Here is a 17,641-nt window from a genome sequence, read left to right on the forward strand (position 1 = left end):
ACTAACTCTTAGGTGGCTAAAATCGCGCTTGATGTGGACAAGGGGGCGGGGCGGAAGCTATTTAAGTATTTGTAGAGTTTTATGTAATTTTTTATACTTTTAAAAATAAGTAATTACTCGCAGTAGGTAGAGAGTACATAGATAGGTAAAGGTTTAGAGGGTGGGGACTCGCGCACAGAACATCTGCTGGGGGATCTGGCTAAATTATGTGCGGCATGACACTTTACTCCGTGGAGCTTCATATTATTGTAACAAAGTCGGTTCTGCCGATCGCACACATGACGGACTGATCCATATAACTTCAAGGTTTAGCTCTAGCTTTGAGCCTTGTCACCAAGAACGAAGGGAAAGCCAAGGGATCGAAAACCTAAGTTTAGGCGACAGACAACACATTTAAGTATGTCGTTCTAATTAAACGTCAAGGGCTGTTCTTTTAGCTCCCCGACAACTTCTGCGAAGTCGGGAAGCTGGGTATTCTCTTTTATAGTTAAATAAAAATCTTAAAAACAAAAAGTCTGAAGCTGGAAAATTCCAACTTCAGACTTTTACTAACTCCCCGGGTAGGATTTGAACCTACGACCAATCGGTTACACTTATCCCAACGTTTCCGAAGGGCGCGGACTATTTCATCATCCCTACAAATCATGTTTGTGATCTGTCGTCGGATGTCGGGCGCTATGAGATTTATCGGTTAGGCTCCTCATCTCTAGTCTCTGCACCTTTCCGGCTACTTGCGATCGTAACCGCTGCCTTTCGCCAGACTTGGCTCAAGATTGCCGCCACCCGAAGTGCTGCGGTTTCCTTGAATTCACCCGATTTTTCAGTATCCGTTACCGGATAAAGCTGCTATGTCACTAGGGCTTTTGGTTGATGCCAAAGGCTTGCATTCATTACAGCCGACCGCTCTGCCACTGAGCTACCGAGGATTGGGGGTTTTTGTTACCCACATTTACTAACAATAGCTGAACTTACTCGATTTGGCAAGGCCTTTGAGAAACTTTTTTTTTATCAGACAGCGAGCGGGTTTCAGCAGCTAATGCAGCCCCATTCTCAACTTGGCGAGGCGCTGCTGGGATTCTGGATCGAGGGAACTGGCGAGAAAGCGACTGGAATTTTGTTTGCGGGATTTGTGCCGGCGCTCGCTGCGGCGGGCGGTGGATTCTACGTCAGCCGCTAGTTGTTCGGCGGACATCCATTCGGCACCGTAGCCGACTACGGTCAATTGCTGCGCTCGGTCTGATGTGGCGACAATCATGCGGCCTTTGCCTTTGACCGATCGCAACTCATACCGCAAACTAGCACAAGATTTTTCAATATAAGTATCTGCTGTCTGACCGAAGTCAGTGTAGTGCACCGATAAATTTTTAGTAATAATTTCTTTAACGCCGGGAGTATCTCGATAGTGTGCGTCAAATACAAGTCGAGCCTCAAAATCTTGAACAGCGCTGTAGTTAACTAAAACCTCAATCAACTCGCGGCGAGCTGTTTCGAGTTCGTCGCGATCGCGCTTCTCTCGGAGTCGAGGCCAAAGTCCAATTATGTTATAGCCGTCTACAAGTAAAACTGCTTGTGATACATAGAGTGACATGGTTCAAGGCTGAAGAGCTCCAGCACGTATAGGACATTATTTGCATTGTTCATCAAAGCTTTTGTTCAATAATATTACCTATTGATGTGTAATGGCTAGGTTACATCGCAATAATTAAACCCCCCAGAGCCAGCTTTACCTGAGTTTTGGGGGGTTTGATTAACCTATAAATTTTCCGGCTTATTCGCCCGATTCCAGCGATACGGGCGATGGCTTACGCCCCGCTTCGCTACGTACAACTGTCGGCAGGGATATTTTCTCAACAGCAGGAGTACAACCGAGCCACTGCACCGACAACTCGGCAAACTGCTGCGGGGGGCCGCTCACGCAAAAACGAGTCGGTAGCGCAGTACCAGGATTCCGCAGCCCCAAAAGCTCCAATTCTCTGGCTGCAGCAGCCACCACCCGTACCGCAGGATCGATCAATGTCACCCCAGCAGGTAAAAGCGAGCGAAGCACAGGAGCCAACAGCGGATAATGAGTGCAGCCGTAAATCAGCGTATCGATGCGCTGCTGAATCAAAGGAGCCAAATATTCCCGAGCCACCTCACAAGTATAAGGGTCGTGAATCCGGTTTTGTTCCACCAGCGGCACAAAAGCCGGACAGCTAACCTGCCACACCAAGCAAGAATCGTCCATCTCCAAAATCGCATTTCGATAAGCATTGCTAGCAGCCGTAGCAGGAGTTGCTATGACCCCGATCCGCTTGCCTTGCTGCACCGCAGCCTGCGCCCCCGGCAGAATTACTCCCAGCACCGGGATATCAAATTCCGCCTGCACCATCTCCATCGCCAAAGCAGAACTGGTGTTGCAGGCCATAATGACCATTTTCACATCCTGTTCCACCAACCAGGCCATAATTTCGCGGACAAACTCCACAATTTCCGACGGCGTGCGAGTGCCGTAAGGCAGCCTCGCCGTATCTCCAAAATAAAGTATAGATTCGTTGGGCAATTGTCGGTACAACTGGGTCAAAACAGTCAAACCGCCCACGCCGCTGTCAAAAATACCGATTCTTTGTTGTTCAGAGTCTGTTGTCATTTGTTAATAGTTAGTTATCTGTTGGCAGTTGGCAGTTGGCAGTTGGCAGTTGTCAGTTGTCATTTGTTAATCGTTTGCAGTGGCTAATAACAGATAACCAATAACATTAATCAACAGTCAACAGTCAACAGTCAACAGTCAACTGCCCACTGCCCATTATCTTTGTTGAAGATAAAGCAAAATGCCACGAGCGATCGAAGCCGCCATTTGACTGCGGTAAGCTGGGTCAGAAAGCCTAGCAGCATCTTCAGCACCCGTAACAAAACCCACCTCCAGCAAAACAGAAGGCATAGAAGTCTTCCTCAAAACATAAAATCTCGCCTGCCGCACCCGGCGGTCAGTCGCCCCCGTACCCTCCAAAATACTGGCGTGAATCACCCTGGCCAAATCTTGGCCGTTATTGAAATAATAAGTCTCAACCCCACTGATATCAGGCCGACTCATATTAATCGCATTAGCGTGAATGCTGACAAACACACTAGCATTCACCCGTTCCGCCAAAGAAACTCTGGGTTCCAGGTCGATTTCCCTGTCGTCAGTCCGAGTCATCACCGCCTGCACCCCTTGCTGTTCCAGCAGCCTCGCCACCTGAAGCGAGATATCCAAAACAATCTCCTTTTCCTGAATGCCCTGAATCCCGACTGCCCCCGGATCGCGGCCACCGTGACCAGCATCGATCACTACTACGGCGCGGCGGTTAGAAGCTTGGGGCAACTCATCGGTTCCGAAAGTCCTTCTCGGCAAAGGCTGCAAATTGGGAGTGCGAGTCAAAGGCTGCGCGCTAGCATTCGATCGCAACTGCAAAGACAGCAACTGCGGGTTCGGTCTCGTCACCCTGCCTACCTCTACCCCCGATCGTGGCTGCACCCAAACCACCACAGTCTCCGCATCTTCTTGGCTGGCACTAAACGATACAGGACTGTTGGCATCGAGCTGAGGAATTTCGCCCGTCAGGACACTAGAGGCGATCCTGATCCAGTAAGCTCTCGACGCCTGATCCCACCCGCTGGTATAGGAGACTTGGCGGTCAGTTCTCACCACCAGTTGCGTGCCGTTACTGGCTAAATCAATTGACTGAACTCTCGCTAAATTTCCTTGAGCTTGTCTCGCCGGAGGAGCTACAGTCAGGCTGCGGGAAACCGAGGGCTGTCTTACACTTCCAGGCAATAGCACAACCCCGCCCAAATTGCTCACAGACGCCCGCCACTGAGTATTAGAATTCTTCATCCGCAAAGTCACGCGGGTAACGGGCGGGTCTGTTGGCAGTTGCCGGACTTCAATCTTGTCAACCCCGTGCTGGCCGTTCGTTTGAGGCTGTTGGCTGCTTAGGCCCGGCGCTAAACTCGCTCCTTCAATATCCAGGGTGGCGATGTCCCCGGCCCGACTTTGTTCAAAATTAATTTGGGGGCGACCGCCCGCAGTGCGGACTAAAAAACCGTCCGCCGTCACCTGAACGTTCTGAACTACAGTCGCCTCGGCCGACTGGGCTTGGGATGCTGAAGGTTCAACCGATAACCTTTCTCCCCCTGGCTCTGAAATCGGATTTTGAGTTTCTCCCCGCACCGGCGTTGGCAAATCCACTGTCCACTCGCTCGGAGAAATTCCCCGGAATTTTACTTGCTGAGGGTCTATAGTAAACCCGTCTCTGATCTCGACCACAATTCTGGTCGTATCGTTGTCAAACTGCCCTACCCGCACCGATTCGATCGCCCCTGAGAGCGGTTTGCTGACCGAGGGACGGCCCAGACTCGTCCCCGGCAAGTCGATTACCAACCGCATCGGGTTGAAAATCAGTTGAGCCTTGGGTTGTACTCCCCCCTCTGTTGTAATGTAAAGCCGGTTCTCTGAAGCATCAAACCGCCAAGATTGCAGTCTAGCTGCTTCGGCGGCTCCGGCGAGCAAAAATACACTTAAGAAACTCGGTAGTAGCCAGTGGAATTTCACGACAGTTTTTTCCTCGTTTGCGTTACTGCCAAAAGCTGGAAGGGCGCTGCTTGCCCGATCGGCTTTCAGCAGTTAGCCGCCAGCAGACCGGGGGCACGGGGGCCGTCAGTTGTTGGCTAAATTGACTTTTTTATGCGTTAACAGGCTCCCAAATGCCAGATCCCGGCATTTTTGAACTTTTCCGTATACTTGGGGGCGATCGGTTATAAGCAGACTGAAAGATTGTTGGCACAAGGGAAGGTATTTATTTTTAGGAGCAAGAGACAAGGTGTTTCTTGAAGTTAGAAGGTACAAGTTAGAAGGTAGAATTTTACCGATCTTCCAGGGAGGGGTTTCATAGCTCTTTAATGTTGGCGAAGCTCGTTACGGTCAGGGTTATAATCCGCTTTACACTTGCGTTTTGTTCTAACTTTTCCTAAACTACCTCAATAACTTAACAACTTACCTCCGGAACAATCCGGATTTCCCAGATTTAGGTAACTTTTCAATGCCGCCAAATGTTAGTCCCAGACAAACTGGCATATTCTTTGGGAAAAGCTTTTTTGCTACTTTTTTGCTAACAGATTGACAGTTGAATACAACTACATATCGCCCCTGCTCTCTTTTTTTCTGGATTTTTTAGTCAGGGATTTTCGGTGCTGCTTGAAACTTAGTAGGGCGATCGCGCTCGCGCCCGCCAATTTAACACTATGATAGTTAGTCCATGTTTTCAGCAGTCACCGGAGAGTTTTGTGTGTTACTTGGGCCTGCAATGCTTTGTCATTTAGACTCTTTTTGAGTGCACGATCGACAGCCAGAGCATTGGTTGGTTGACCTGAGAAAAAGTTTTGACCGTAAATATAGTTATCGCAGTTGTAAAGTTTGTTGGACAGCAAAGACAATCGATCGGCTTCTGGGTAAAACCTGTGATTTGGTTTAATGACTTGCCTTTCGACTAACTGCATAACTTGGATGTGTACTACCAGTTAGAGAAGATACACTATCTTGGTGATTGTGTCAATCTCTCACCTTCTAAAAAAAGTGGCCATCAATAACAGTAGATACATGACATCACAGAAAGACGGAGACTTACTTTCCTGCAGGAGTCGTCCACAGCAAACAAGTGGTTTAGGTTAGTTCAAGCCTCTAGATAGTGGCTGGGGAGTCAATCGATTTTAGATTTTAGATTTTAGATTTTAGAGGCGACCCCACGGATAAATGCGGGGGCTTGAGGATTTTCGATTTTCGATTTTGGATTGATTCCACGGATAAATCACGTGGCGGGTACCACCTTTGAAATTCGTGGTCACTCTCGAACCTCAAATCGACTGACTCTCAAGATAGGGAAGTTTTGTAATATCGCAACCGCCCTGACGGTGAGGACGTTCTTAATTTTTGAAACCTAAGCGGTCGATTACGCCTTCTTGCAGGACTTCTTTTTACCCGCTCCGCTTCGCCCCTATAGCCTTCAACATCTGCTATACCATACCACCGGTGCGATCGAGTTCTAGCAAATTTATTTTTGAGCGGGATCGATACCTGCAAGTTATTTTTTTCCCCTAGTAATCCACGGCCCCATGTCTAATCAACAGTGCTGCAATTCGCTCTCGCCCATAGGTGCAAAATTCCGGCTCATCCAGTTCAAAATTGCTTGATTTACTTGTTCCGGGCATTCATCCTGGGGACAGTGGCCGGCGTTGTCTAATTCAACTAGCTCTACATAATTGGGATTGCATTCGACAAATTGGTGGGGTTGGGCGAACCGAGGGGGAATCATCCGGTCTTGTTTGCCCCAAATTAACAGCATCGGGATTCTTAAATTTCGCAGCACAGTCTTGACACTGGGGCCAAATTTTGAACTGCCTACAGCTTTAAATAAAGCGCAGAAGGCGCGGGCTGCTCCCCGATCGCCTGCTGGCCCTGCTAGAATTTCCACTAATTCGTCGGTAACAGCTTCGGGGTTGGAGTAGGCAAAGCCAACCCAGCGGCGGACAAAGGAAGGCTTGCGGGCAAAATAAAACAGAGGCCTGAGTATGATCGGGGAAACAAACAAACTTTCAACCGCTTCGATCGCCGGAAGCAGCCATCCGGGCACCGCCTCGGCTCGCACAGAGGGGTCTGGGAGGCTAATCATCACCGTGCCGGCCACCATATCCGGGTGAGCAGCAGCTACGGCCAGACAAATTAGCGAGCCGATCGAGTTTCCTGCCAATATTACTGGCTCTCTGATAAAAGTTAGCCAAAAATCATAAACTTGATCAACCCACAAAGACACAGAGTAGTCGATCGGAGCTTTTTGGGAAGCGCCAAACCCCAACAAATCCAAGGCGTAAACCGTTTGGTTTTCGGCGAGTTGGGCGAGATTTTGTCGCCAGTGACCGATCGAAGCTCCAAACCCGTGCAGTAAAATAATCGGCGTTCCCGATGCGCGCGGGGCAATTGGTTCCGCCGCAGAATCTTGAGATTCCAGCGCGCCTTGATTTCGTACCCCATCGGGCCGCAAATAAGTGTAGCGAGTTTGCCAACCCCGCCACATCCAGTCTCGTTGAGTTCCCACCCGTTGGTGCCACAGCAGAGAATTTGTCAATTTTGCCTCTGATCGCAACATAAATTTACACTTGCTTCTACCTATTGTACAAGGCAAATCAGGCGACTTGGGGGACTTGCCAGACCGGGCGAGATGGGCTAGGAAAAGCGGTTTTACCTCATCCTTAAGCTTTTACCCTGAATTTTTGACCGTTTTGTCATCGATCGGGCAAGGGGGCGGGCGATCGTGTGTGAAGTTAAAATAAAACTAGGCAGAAACTCAGCCAGAGTGAGTAGAATAGCAAGTATTGTAAGAATTCATTTACGATCAGTCCAAATATTCCCCAAGGCTTTAGCGGAGGGGACATAGGGCGCGGTAGTACGTCCGGTAAGGGTAACACCTTATAAAACAGTTCGATCGTCAATCGTGAAAAATTGACCGCTCAAACCTGTAACTATCAAGAAGCTTCGCTATTAAACTACTGCTTGTAAAACCATTCATGCCTGTGATTGAAAGAAGACAAAATCGCAACCTACCTCAGATTAACGAAAATATTCGATACCCCAAAATCCGGGTAATCGATACCGACGGCGCGCAACTAGGGATATTGACGCCTGCAGAAGCGCTGCGCCTCGCAGAAGAAAAAGAACTCGATCTCGTACTTGTCAGCGACAAAGCTGACCCGCCCGTATGCCGGGTAATGGACTATGGGAAGTACAAATTCGAGCAGGAAAAGAAAGCGCGAGAAGCAAAGCGGAAGCAGCACACTGCTGATGTTAAAGAAGTGAAGATGCGCTACAAAATTGAAGAACACGACTACCAAGTGCGCCTCAAACTAGCAGACCGCTTTATCAAATCTGGGGACAAAGTAAAAGCCACGATCATGTTCAGAGGTCGGGAAATCCAACACAGCAACCTAGCAGAGGACTTGCTTAAGCGCATGGCCACAGATTTGCAGGAAATCGCAGAAGTGCAGCAAGCCCCCAAAAAAGAAGGACGCAGTATGATGATGCTGCTGTCGCCAAAGAAAGTATAAATAGATAGTCATTAGTAAGCAGTCATCAGTCATAAACTGGTGACTGATAGCTGATGACTTCCAAAGTTAGTCAGGAATAAGCTACCACACAGGGAAATCAACGCTGCATGGAAAATTTTCAAATCAGCGGTTCGGCGGGAGTAAGACAAGGAGTGCTGCGATCGCTCAACCTGCGATCGGAAGAAGTAGAGCGAACCGTACTGATGTTCGTCGTCTACACTCTAACCTCCGTCGGGCTGATCTGGCTGGAACTGAGCACAGTAGGTCTTTTTCTAGATGAATTTGGTGCAGACAAAATGCCCTGGATTTACATAGCCAGCGCGTTTATCGGTTCTGGCTTGGGATTTGTCTACTCGTGGCTGCAAAAAATCCTGCCGCTAAGGCGCACCGTAGTGGTTGTTCTGGCAATGATGTCGATACCGCTATTTTTGTTTCGATTCGGCATCGGCTACGAAAATACTCAGATAGCTGGCGTCAGCATCGCTTTTATTACTATTTTTTTGATGTGGCTGTGGGTAGAAGCTTGCTATGTCCTCAACGACCTTAATACTTCTATCACTTCCAACCAACTGTTTAATATTAGAGAAATCAAGCGCACCTATCCGCTAGTCAGTAGCGGCTATCTAGTAGCTGGAGTAGTCAGCGGATTTTCTCTGCCTGTTTTGCTGTACGTAGTCGGACTCAAAAACGTTACCCTCATATCGGGGTTGATGGTGGCGACAGGCTCGGTGTTGCTCTACTACCTCACGGAAAAATACAGCCAAGCATTCCCGGAAACGGCTCACTGGACGGATGACGACGAAGACGACGACCAAGAAGAATTTACCGCCCGCAAAGTTACAGGCCCGCTCCAAAAATACGCCGTACCTCTAGTCAGTTTCTTCATCCTCGCAGAAGTCGTCTACGTGCTGGTAGATTTCCAATTCTACAGCCAGCTAGAATACCAAAACCCGGGGGACGGAGCTAGCTGGATCGCTAGCTTCCTGGGCATTTATGAAGGCATACAAGGCCTGTTTCAAGTGGCGACTCAGTGGTTCGCTTCGAGCCGGTTGGTGGAAAGAATCGGTGTATTCGTGACGGCGATGATTTTGCCGGCGGGCATCGCTATACTCGGAGTGCTGACCATAGGAGCATCCCTAGGCCAGCTAGTATCTGTGTTCATCGGGCTGATATTGCTGAGATTTTTAGACGAACTGCTGCACTACACGCTGTTAGAAACCGTTAGCCCGGTTTTATTTCAACCGATTCCCGACAATATTCGATCGGGCATTCAAACGCTGGTCAACGGTGTAGGCGAACCTTTGTCCACCGGAGTTACAGGAGTCGGCATCCTGATTATGCTGTGGGTGACAGGCACGATACTCCCCCAGCAAGATATAGATGTATTTCACGACCAGCAAAGCTTGATATTTATTGGCGCGATCGTAATATTGGCCCTAGTGTGGGTGTTTGTGGTCTGGCTGATCCGCTCTCAATACGTGGGTTTGTTGGTCAAAAGTGCAGAACGGGGGCGCTTGGGCGTCACAGACGTTGACCTCAAAGCTCTCAAGCGCGCAGTGGTGGAAACTCTACAAAAGCCAGGGGGCGAAGATGAAAAGCGCTCTTGCATAGAACTCCTGACGCAAATTGACCCCAAAAATGTCGGAGAAGTTCTGGCTCCCATCCTCGATTCGCTGTCCCCAGGTTTGCAGCGCCAGAGCTTGGAAACGATGCTGCAACACCCGAACCCCGCATATTTAGAAGCTGTTCGCGCACTCTCGCAGCAATCCTTGCCGCCGGAGGTGCTGGCCTTGGCTTTGCGCTACATCTGGCTGACGGAAGCTGAACCGAATATTGAGAGCTTGCGGCCTTACTTGCAGCCGACGGTCGATCCGGTGGTGCGGGGTACGGCGGCTGCTTTAATTATGAGAAGGGGCGATCGCCAGCAAAAGGCAGAGGCTACTAACACGCTGCGCCAAATGCTGACGCACAAACAAGAGCGGGAACGTGTTATGGGGACGCGGGCTCTGGGAGAGGCTGATTATTTGCAAGGACTGCGGCTGTACATCCCCAATCTGTTGCAAGATGAATCTCTGCGAGTGCGCTGCGCTCTGTTAGACGTGATTTCGTCTACTCATTCGGAAGAATATTATCCTTCGCTGCTGCGCGGACTCGGTTACAAATCGACGAGGGAAGCGGCTTTGCAGGCTATAGTCAAACTTCACAACGATGCCATTCCTTTGCTCGTGTATTTGGCTGAGGACATCCACAAGTCGGATTTGGTCAGGTTGCAAGCTTGGACGGCTCTGGGTCAAATTGGGACAAATGAGGCGATCGACATTTTGGTGAGCAATTTGATGACGACTTGGGGCACGACCAGGCGCAACATCCTCCGCATCCTTTTGAAAATGCCTTCGGAAGCGGGGATAGAAGGGGTTCTAGACCGCATCGGCCGCAGCGGCTTGGAAACTCTTATCGAGCAGGAGTTAATGTTTATCGGTCAAATTTATGCAGCTCTGGTAGATTTGTCTGGGGTAACAACCTACGGCAATTTCTCGGATCGGGAAGCCAACAGCACCGGGGCACCTGGGAACGATACGGCTCAATTGTTACAGCGGGCTCTGGCGGGGTTGGAAGCGGACGCTAAGGATCGGTGTTTTTTGCTGATGAAGTTTCTTTATCCGCTGGACACAGTACAAGCGGCTGCTTTCAACATCGCTTCTGGCCAACCTTCTTTGCTTGCTAGGGGATTGGAAATTCTCGACAATACTGTGGATATAGCTAGGAAGCGATCGCTCATCAATTTGTTAGATCAACACTCGGAAAGAGAAAAATTGAGCAACCTCTCGGAATTGATGGTTTACAAACCTCTAGCCCCTAGCGATCGTTTGCGGCGCTTGCTAGAATTGCGTCACTTCCTTTCGGATTGGGCCTTGGCCTGCTGCTTTCACTTGGCGAGAGAAGCGCGCTGGAGTCTTACGGCTCAACAAACTCTCGTCTGTCTGCAGCACCCGACGGGTTTTGTCCGCGAAGCAGTGTTAGCCTATTTGAAAATAGCCTCGCCCCGGGCTTTGGTCGAATTGTTGCCCAGGCTGCAAAATGACCCCGATAATTTGGTATCCGCTCAAGTTGGAGAGATGATGGCAGAGTTGGGTGCTGGGGGAAAAAGGTAAAGAAGGAAGAAGGAAGAAGGAAGAAGGAAGAAGGAAGAAGGAAGAAGGAAGAAGGAAGAAGGAAGAGGGAAGAGGGAAGAGGGAACAAAAAGAAACTATGCCCAATGCCCAATGCCCAATGCCCAATGCCCAATGCCCAATGCCCAATGCCCAATTCCTCTTCCTTTGTTTAAGTTTAAATTAATCATTGCATCTCATTATGTTAACCAGCGTCGAACGCCTATTGTTTGTGAGGGAGGTTCCGATTTTTAAGGAACTGCGGGATGATTTTCTCGTGCGTCTAGCATCGGTAATGGATGAACTTTCGTTTCCTTCTAAGCACAGGATTTTTACGGAAGGACAAGAAGGTCGATCTCTCTATATTTTGGTATCGGGAACGGTGCGGGTGCATATAGGCGATCGGGATTTGGCACAGTTGAAAGCGGGGGCTTGTTTCGGGGAAATGTCGCTGTTTGATGCAGAACCTCGATCGGCTTCTATTTCTACTGTCGAACAATCAGAGTGTTTGATGCTGACTCAAATGCAGCTATACGATGCGATTGATGAAACGCCGGGAATTGCGGTGAATATTATTCGCTTGCTGTCGCGCCGGATTCGGGAGTTGAATCAAAAGTTGAATGCTAAAGAGGCAATTATGCCTCCTACAGAGACTGTGAGAGTTCCTGAGATGCGATGAAATTTGGGAATTGGGAATTGTGTTTTTAGTCGATCGGTAATTCTGCACAATTTATCTTCTGTAAGGTGTCAATAGCGCACAATTTCTCTGGCTAGTGTCCGCTATTGGCACCTTACGAATAGCCAGGGTAAACGCATCTAAATTAATTTGACAAAAAGGTGAATTTGTGCATTACTAAATAGGGCTTACTGAATAATTGATCGCTTTTTGGCGATGGGGAGTGATTGATTATTCAACCAGAGTTAAAGATGAGTTTTTCCAGCCTCATTTTGAGTAAAATATAAACGCAAATTATGTTAAGCCCAAAAACAGGCATTGTTTTCCCCGAACCGCATAAAAACATACAAAAAACCCGGCGCCACCCGGTAGAAAGGTTGATTACTAAAAAAGTGATAGCAATAGCTGTAGTAGAGGTATTCTCAAGTTTTGTCATTACCAGATTCAGGCTAAATCTTCGTTGACGCAAGCCCCAAATTTTCCTTCAATTGCCTGACGAATCCTCTCATCTTCCTTTGCTTGCTTCTTTTTTTCTTTCCTCACATTTGCTGGAGGTCTTCCTAGAGGTGGTTCACTGATTCTAATTCCTTTTTCTTTACACCAAGCTCGGTTTTCTCTTGTACGAGAAATCCGCTCTGCATGAACTGACTCTGGATAATATCCTGTGAAGCTATAATAAGCTTCTACTTGTGCTTTCAAGTCTCCTGATTCGTTAAAATTCTCCCAGCTCATCCGGTCTACAAATACATATCTTTCAAATTAAGATTTAATTTGATCGCTGGTATTTATAATTATGAACTTTCTTTAAAGACTAAATTAGAGCTCGCCTGAGACTTTCGCAAGAGGTCTAATGATACTATCATCAAAAAAAATGTAACTGTAGACAAGCACCCAACTCGAATATTCATCAGTCATAGCCAATCTAAAATCTAAAATCTAAGATCTAAAATCTAAAATCTAAAATCTAAACTGGCATGACTATCGCCAATAAGGCCGGCCCTTCCAAAAAACTCCCACCGTAACTCCGATTAGTGCAGCTTCCGATAAACTTGCTAATAAAGGAGGTATGGGTAGGAATGACTTTAACACCAAACCCAAGAGCACGCACAAAACTAAAACCCACAAACTAATTCGGTTGAGCAAAAATTGTTGTTGCCAATACTCTAAAAAGTACACTGCTAAAGCTCCCATTCCCACTGCGGCTGCAAAAGGTATCAACATCCCCAGGGAGGAACCGTAGAGAAGCGTCACCCCGTTGCGGATTGGCCGCGATTGCGTGAAACCCCAGGCTAAAAATAGCTCCAGTCCAATCACGATTGAGTTGACGAGGGCGGCAATTTGCAGCATTTCTCGCCAAGGTAAAAGTTTTAAGCGCCGCAGAAAATTACTCACGATCGGCAGATTAGGTAGGTTGCTTTGATTTTATAACAGTTTTGCGTTGGCGATCGACCTTTGATGACAATTTGTGAAGTAAAATAAAGATATAGAGCTGTCTCTTGACAAATTCACCCAGAGTACCTGCCTATTAGTTGTTGGAACCGTCAAAGGAAAAAAGTTATGGTGGAGAACACTGTCGATTGTGCTGTAGCTTGCGTCAATGGCTGCGTTCTGGGCGACAAGTGCCCGAAGCGGGAATACGCAGAAGCAACGTCCCAGTTTATTGAAAATACTTCTCTGGATAAAATGCTAGAAATAGCAGAGGAAGCGGTGAGAAGGAAACGGACGGAACCCCCCAAATGGATAATTCCTGATTTTCCAGAATAGAATTAGCCTCCCCATTAAAAAGCGATCGCCCTTGTCAAACGGGCGATCGCTTTTTGTATTCCCAATGAAATAGCCGAGCGTAATCCATATATTTCCTGGGATAGAAGCTTTTAGCTTAAATAGCAATTATGATGCCACTTAATGACAGAAATTGGCAATAACTAAAAATAATTCAGCTCAAGCGAAAGTCGGACACTTTTAATTTAATTGAGTTCAAAAACCAACAGGAGCAAGTCTCGTGGCACAGCAAAAGGAACGCAACGCAAAAACAACAAGAGATGGTGATAATTTGGGCGAATTGCCTCAAGAAATTACTGAATCTTACGGTACGGGCGTCATCGATCAACCGGGATTGAGCCAAGACGACATAACAACCCTGCAGGACAGCAGTTCGGAATACTCTTCCACGAGTTCCCAAATCGGCGGCGAGGATGGCGATCCGGCTGCGGAACAAGAAAGTGCCACTGGCGAGCAATCGGTGGGCGGAACTGCGCCTACTCCCGACCTGGATATGGTTGACGAACTCGGAGCCGCTGCGGGCATAGAAATGCCCGATGGCGCTATTTTGAACACAACAAATATGCTTGAACATCGAGATGAAAGTCGCTGGGAATTAGACCCGAGTTCTGCAGAAGATTATCAGGAACGACCGGATTTATAGGTGTCTTTGGTACAAAAAAATAGGTAGTATAATAGGAGCGGGTTCACCAGTATCCATACTTCATATCCCAAGTATTTGTAAATCCGCCCCTCCTCACTTTTGCTCTCGCAACACATATCCAACTCCCCGAACAGTATGCAGCAGGCGTTTTGAGTTACTTGCTTCTAACTTAATCCGTAAGGCACGAATATACACTTCAATAATGTTTGACACGCCCATAAAATCGGAACCCCAGACTTTTTATAAAATTGGCTCGCGGGTAATGACTTGACGGGCATTTTGCAGCATAAATTCTAACAAATTAAACTATTTTTTAGTGTATCAATTAGTTAATTAATTCGATAAATTAAAGGGGTTAAACCGTTAAAAATTAGGTCTTCAAATTATAACTTATCCGGGTAATTTGGTTGAGTTCGGCGCCGACGTGTTTTCACTCTCGCGAAGAGTTATTCCATAATGAAAGGCTGTTGTAAACTATCCCGATCCGCACAGGCTACAACATCCTCATTAGTTGACACATAAATAATTTTCCAATTGCTAACTTTTTTACTCATCTCCGCGACCTCCGACACCAGATTATTCAGCATCACCGGATGCAAACAAAAGTGCAAGCTGCCACTATCAGGCCGTCCCAAATCGACCAAATCTTCTAACCTCCGAAGCGTGGCTTCAGTTTGGTCAACGGCTGTTTCCAGTGCTTGTTGCTGATAGTTAATAAGGCTTCCACAAACTTAAACTCTACAACTATTTCATCTAAGGTTGCACAAGCCAACCCTTGTGACGCCTGGAAAATCGTTAATGGGAAGCTTGAGCTCCACTACGACAAGAAAGTACAAGCACACTGAATGGGGATATCCCTCGTCACCTTGCTTTAGCTAACAAAAATTGACCTACTATTCTGAATAACAAAGAACTGTTCCGCTAAGCTCAAAGTGATGCAGGCAATTAGTCGCTAACCGCCAGCAGTTTTCATTTCCCTGAGAACAAGGTAATTGTAATTGCTCCATTGCGTAATTGAGAAAGCTGTACCTCACCCAATTGACAACTGCTATATTTTCTGATTTATGAACATTTCCGGTGAGTCACCCTTCATAAAGCGTGTTTGTAGTCAGGACTTCAATCCTCTCTATGTGGCTGAATAATCACTATTAGTCCTGACTACAAACTTACTGTGGTTAGATCGCCGGATATGATATTATGTATGGCAAAAACCGGGTTGATGAAGCCAACCCTCCTCAACAAAAAGGTTATTTATGGAATTTAAAGATTTTCTGGGTTTGCTGCATCCTATTTTAGCTGTAGCGATTGTTTTTCCTATGCTTGGTATTGTTCTCAATATGGGGTGGCAAACTATGCAGCGTCGCAAGCAAATTGCGATCGACACCAAGAGCACAATTCCACCTGTAGTCGGTTCAGAACACGTCCAAGCAGGTCGAATTCTGTCAGGTTCTGTGGTAGGAGTGACGTTGTTGGGTCTAGCCTACCCGATTTTTGAGCATATTTTGAGCAAGGATGTTTGGAGCAAAAACTCGTTTCAGGTCATTTTCATTGTGCTGATGTTTGTTGCAACTGTCGCCTCTTTGGTCATGCTATATCGAGCTACACCCGCTTTATGGCGGGGCATATTTGCGACCCTAACAGGTACGGGTTTGGTAATTCTTGGCACTCAGGATGGCGTTTATCGGCGAACGAATGAATGGTATTGGTCTCACTACTACATTGGCATCGTCGCTGCGCTAATTATGGTTTTCTCCCTTGCCATCATTCAAGACATTTACAAAGACCGTTCAAATCGCTGGCGCACTATCCATGTCATCTTGAGCTCGATCGCTGTGCTGCTCTTTCTGGGACAGGGAATGACCGGAACCAGGGATTTATTAGAAATTCCTCTGAACTGGCAGAAACCCTATATTTATACCTGTGATTTCGGCAATAAGACCTGCCCAAAGCCGTGAGCGATCGCATTACTTCGAGATTCCAGTCTAAAATTAGTATAAATTAGAAGGGCGGGCGGGACACCCCACAAGAAATTTCATGTATTGTGGAACAGGCATCTTGCCTGTTTTTGAGATTTTATGTATTGTGGAACAGGCATCTTGGCTGTTCTTGAGATGAGAATGTTGCAATATCTCGGTCACTACCAATCAGTCCTAAACCTTAATCATTGCGAGTCAAACCCTGAAGGCTAACTTGTAAAATCGACAAACCCAAAATCAGCAAAAACAAAACCAGCCCGATCGTACAAGCATAGCCAATTTCTAAATCCTTAAAAGCCCGTTCGTAAAGATAATAAACAACAGTCTTAGAACTATTTCGCGGCCCGCCCTGAGTCATAATATAAACTTCTTCAAAAACCTTAGTAGCAGAAATCGCCGAAATCACGGCTACCAAAACTAAATAAGGCTTCATCAGCGGCACAGTAATATCCCAGTGCTTTCCCAAACCATCAGAACCATCCATAGCAGCCGCCTCATAAAGTTCTGCCGGAATAGCTTGCAGCCCCGCCAAATAAATCACCATGTAATAGCCCAATCCTTTCCAGATAGTAACTGCCATGACGCTAAAGATTGCTAACTTCGGATTAGCCAGCCAAGAAACAGGAGGTAAACCCAACAATTCCCCCAACTGATTTAGCAGTCCAGTCTCAGCAAACAGCCACTTCCAAGCAATCCCGGCGACAACCATTGAAATCACCGCCGGCGTGTAGTATGCGGCTCGAAACCAGTTCATCCCCTTAAGTTTTTGGTTGCACAAAATCGCCATTCCCAACGGTAGAACAACCAATACAGGCACAACGCAGGTGAGATAGAGCAGCGTATTCGTCAAAGTTTGCCAGAACGTGCGATCGCCCCACAACCTGTTAAAATTCTTTAAACCCACCCACTGCGGCATTTGAGTTAAATCATATTCGTAGTTGGTAAAACTCAAATAAAAAGCTTGCACCGCCGGCCACAAAACAGTCAAACTCAAAATAAATAAAGCCGGCAGCAAAAACAAATAAGGCGTGAAATAGCGTCGGGAAAAAGTCACAGACATAGTAATTGGTAATTGGTAATTTTACTCGTTTACTCGTTAACAGGCTCTGCCTGGTAACGCATATCCGGAGGCTCTGCCTCCAATTTTCCTACTAACAAGCGAGGCAGAGCCTCTGGACATTGATTCCCAGGCATAGCCTGGGAACCAGTTATAAAACTCGCATTTTACTCGTTAACAGGCTCTGCCTGGTAACGCATATCCGGAGGCTCTGCCTCCAATTTTCCTACTAACAAGCGAGGC

General features: G+C 47.2%; 14 protein-coding genes and 2 pseudogenes. 7 read left to right on the forward strand and 9 right to left on the reverse strand.

All coding sequences use genetic code 11. From position 1 onward, the window contains the following. Nucleotides 1-1,033: 1,033 nt before the first annotated feature. From QUB06_RS18430 to QUB06_RS18450, 5 genes are all read right to left on the reverse strand, one after another. On the reverse strand, nucleotides 1,034-1,588 hold the full coding sequence (locus QUB06_RS18430; protein WP_015176151.1) for an NYN domain-containing protein: 555 nt from the start codon (nucleotides 1,586-1,588) through the stop codon (nucleotides 1,034-1,036). Nucleotides 1,589-1,768: 180 nt separating this feature from the next. After that, on the reverse strand, nucleotides 1,769-2,629 hold the full coding sequence (gene murI / locus QUB06_RS18435) for a glutamate racemase (protein ID WP_333436504.1): 861 nt from the start codon (nucleotides 2,627-2,629) through the stop codon (nucleotides 1,769-1,771). A 156-nt stretch (nucleotides 2,630-2,785) separates the two neighbouring features. Then, nucleotides 2,786-4,573: an N-acetylmuramoyl-L-alanine amidase gene (locus QUB06_RS18440; RefSeq protein ID WP_333436505.1), complete on the reverse strand. Its 1,788-nt coding sequence runs from the start codon at nucleotides 4,571-4,573 to the stop codon at nucleotides 2,786-2,788. Between the two features lie 716 nt (nucleotides 4,574-5,289). Further along, nucleotides 5,290-5,517: a hypothetical protein gene (locus tag QUB06_RS18445; RefSeq protein WP_333286934.1), complete on the reverse strand. Its 228-nt coding sequence runs from the start codon at nucleotides 5,515-5,517 to the stop codon at nucleotides 5,290-5,292. A gap of 620 nt (nucleotides 5,518-6,137) precedes the next feature. Continuing rightward, on the reverse strand, nucleotides 6,138-7,160 hold the full coding sequence (locus QUB06_RS18450) for an alpha/beta fold hydrolase (RefSeq protein ID WP_333436506.1): 1,023 nt from the start codon (nucleotides 7,158-7,160) through the stop codon (nucleotides 6,138-6,140). Nucleotides 7,161-7,578: 418 nt separating this feature from the next. Between QUB06_RS18450 and infC the strand changes: the two genes are divergently transcribed. From infC to QUB06_RS18470, 4 genes are all read left to right on the forward strand, one after another. Then, nucleotides 7,579-8,115 (forward strand): translation initiation factor IF-3, encoded by a 537-nt coding sequence (gene infC, locus QUB06_RS18455; RefSeq protein ID WP_006635262.1) that lies wholly within the window; start codon nucleotides 7,579-7,581, stop codon nucleotides 8,113-8,115. A gap of 107 nt (nucleotides 8,116-8,222) precedes the next feature. Continuing rightward, nucleotides 8,223-11,267 (forward strand): HEAT repeat domain-containing protein, encoded by a 3,045-nt coding sequence (locus tag QUB06_RS18460; protein ID WP_333436507.1) that lies wholly within the window; start codon nucleotides 8,223-8,225, stop codon nucleotides 11,265-11,267. Then, entirely contained in the window at nucleotides 11,248-11,451 is a 204-nt protein-coding gene (locus QUB06_RS18465) for a hypothetical protein (RefSeq protein WP_333436508.1), read from the forward strand. Before QUB06_RS18460 ends, QUB06_RS18465 begins: the two co-directional genes overlap by 20 nt. A gap of 15 nt (nucleotides 11,452-11,466) precedes the next feature. Beyond that, a complete protein-coding gene (locus tag QUB06_RS18470; protein ID WP_333042796.1) occupies nucleotides 11,467-11,943 on the forward strand; it encodes a Crp/Fnr family transcriptional regulator in 477 nt (158 codons plus the stop codon). A gap of 232 nt (nucleotides 11,944-12,175) precedes the next feature. On the opposite strand, the pseudogene QUB06_RS18475 reads toward QUB06_RS18470, so the two are convergent. Continuing rightward, a pseudogene (locus tag QUB06_RS18475) lies at nucleotides 12,176-12,696 on the reverse strand (transposase); the annotation flags it as partial. A 222-nt stretch (nucleotides 12,697-12,918) separates the two neighbouring features. Further along, the gene (locus tag QUB06_RS18480) at nucleotides 12,919-13,332 is read right to left on the reverse strand and encodes a peptide chain release factor 1 (protein WP_333436509.1); all 414 of its coding nucleotides are present in this window, start codon (nucleotides 13,330-13,332) and stop codon (nucleotides 12,919-12,921) included. Between the two features lie 165 nt (nucleotides 13,333-13,497). Here QUB06_RS18480 and QUB06_RS18485 point away from each other — a divergent pair, with 165 nt between their 5' ends. Both QUB06_RS18485 and QUB06_RS18490 read left to right on the forward strand, forming a co-directional pair. Beyond that, nucleotides 13,498-13,704: a hypothetical protein gene (locus QUB06_RS18485; RefSeq protein ID WP_333142901.1), complete on the forward strand. Its 207-nt coding sequence runs from the start codon at nucleotides 13,498-13,500 to the stop codon at nucleotides 13,702-13,704. A gap of 238 nt (nucleotides 13,705-13,942) precedes the next feature. Continuing rightward, nucleotides 13,943-14,365, forward strand: coding sequence for a DUF6335 family protein (locus tag QUB06_RS18490; protein ID WP_333436510.1), 423 nt, complete (start codon nucleotides 13,943-13,945; stop codon nucleotides 14,363-14,365). A 93-nt stretch (nucleotides 14,366-14,458) separates the two neighbouring features. Here the strand turns inward: QUB06_RS18490 and QUB06_RS34715 are convergent. After that, a pseudogene (locus QUB06_RS34715) lies at nucleotides 14,459-14,671 on the reverse strand (winged helix-turn-helix domain-containing protein); the annotation flags it as partial. Between the two features lie 947 nt (nucleotides 14,672-15,618). Here QUB06_RS34715 and QUB06_RS18500 point away from each other — a divergent pair. Continuing rightward, nucleotides 15,619-16,320, forward strand: coding sequence for a DUF4079 domain-containing protein (locus QUB06_RS18500; RefSeq protein WP_333436512.1), 702 nt, complete (start codon nucleotides 15,619-15,621; stop codon nucleotides 16,318-16,320). A 202-nt stretch (nucleotides 16,321-16,522) separates the two neighbouring features. Here QUB06_RS18500 and QUB06_RS18505 read toward each other — a convergent pair whose 3' ends face one another. After that, nucleotides 16,523-17,401: a sugar ABC transporter permease gene (locus QUB06_RS18505; protein ID WP_333436513.1), complete on the reverse strand. Its 879-nt coding sequence runs from the start codon at nucleotides 17,399-17,401 to the stop codon at nucleotides 16,523-16,525. Nucleotides 17,402-17,641: the final 240 nt, after the last annotated feature.

The organism is Microcoleus sp. D2_18a_D3, from assembly GCF_036702455.1.
Classification (GTDB): Bacteria; Cyanobacteriota; Cyanobacteriia; order Cyanobacteriales; family Microcoleaceae; genus Microcoleus.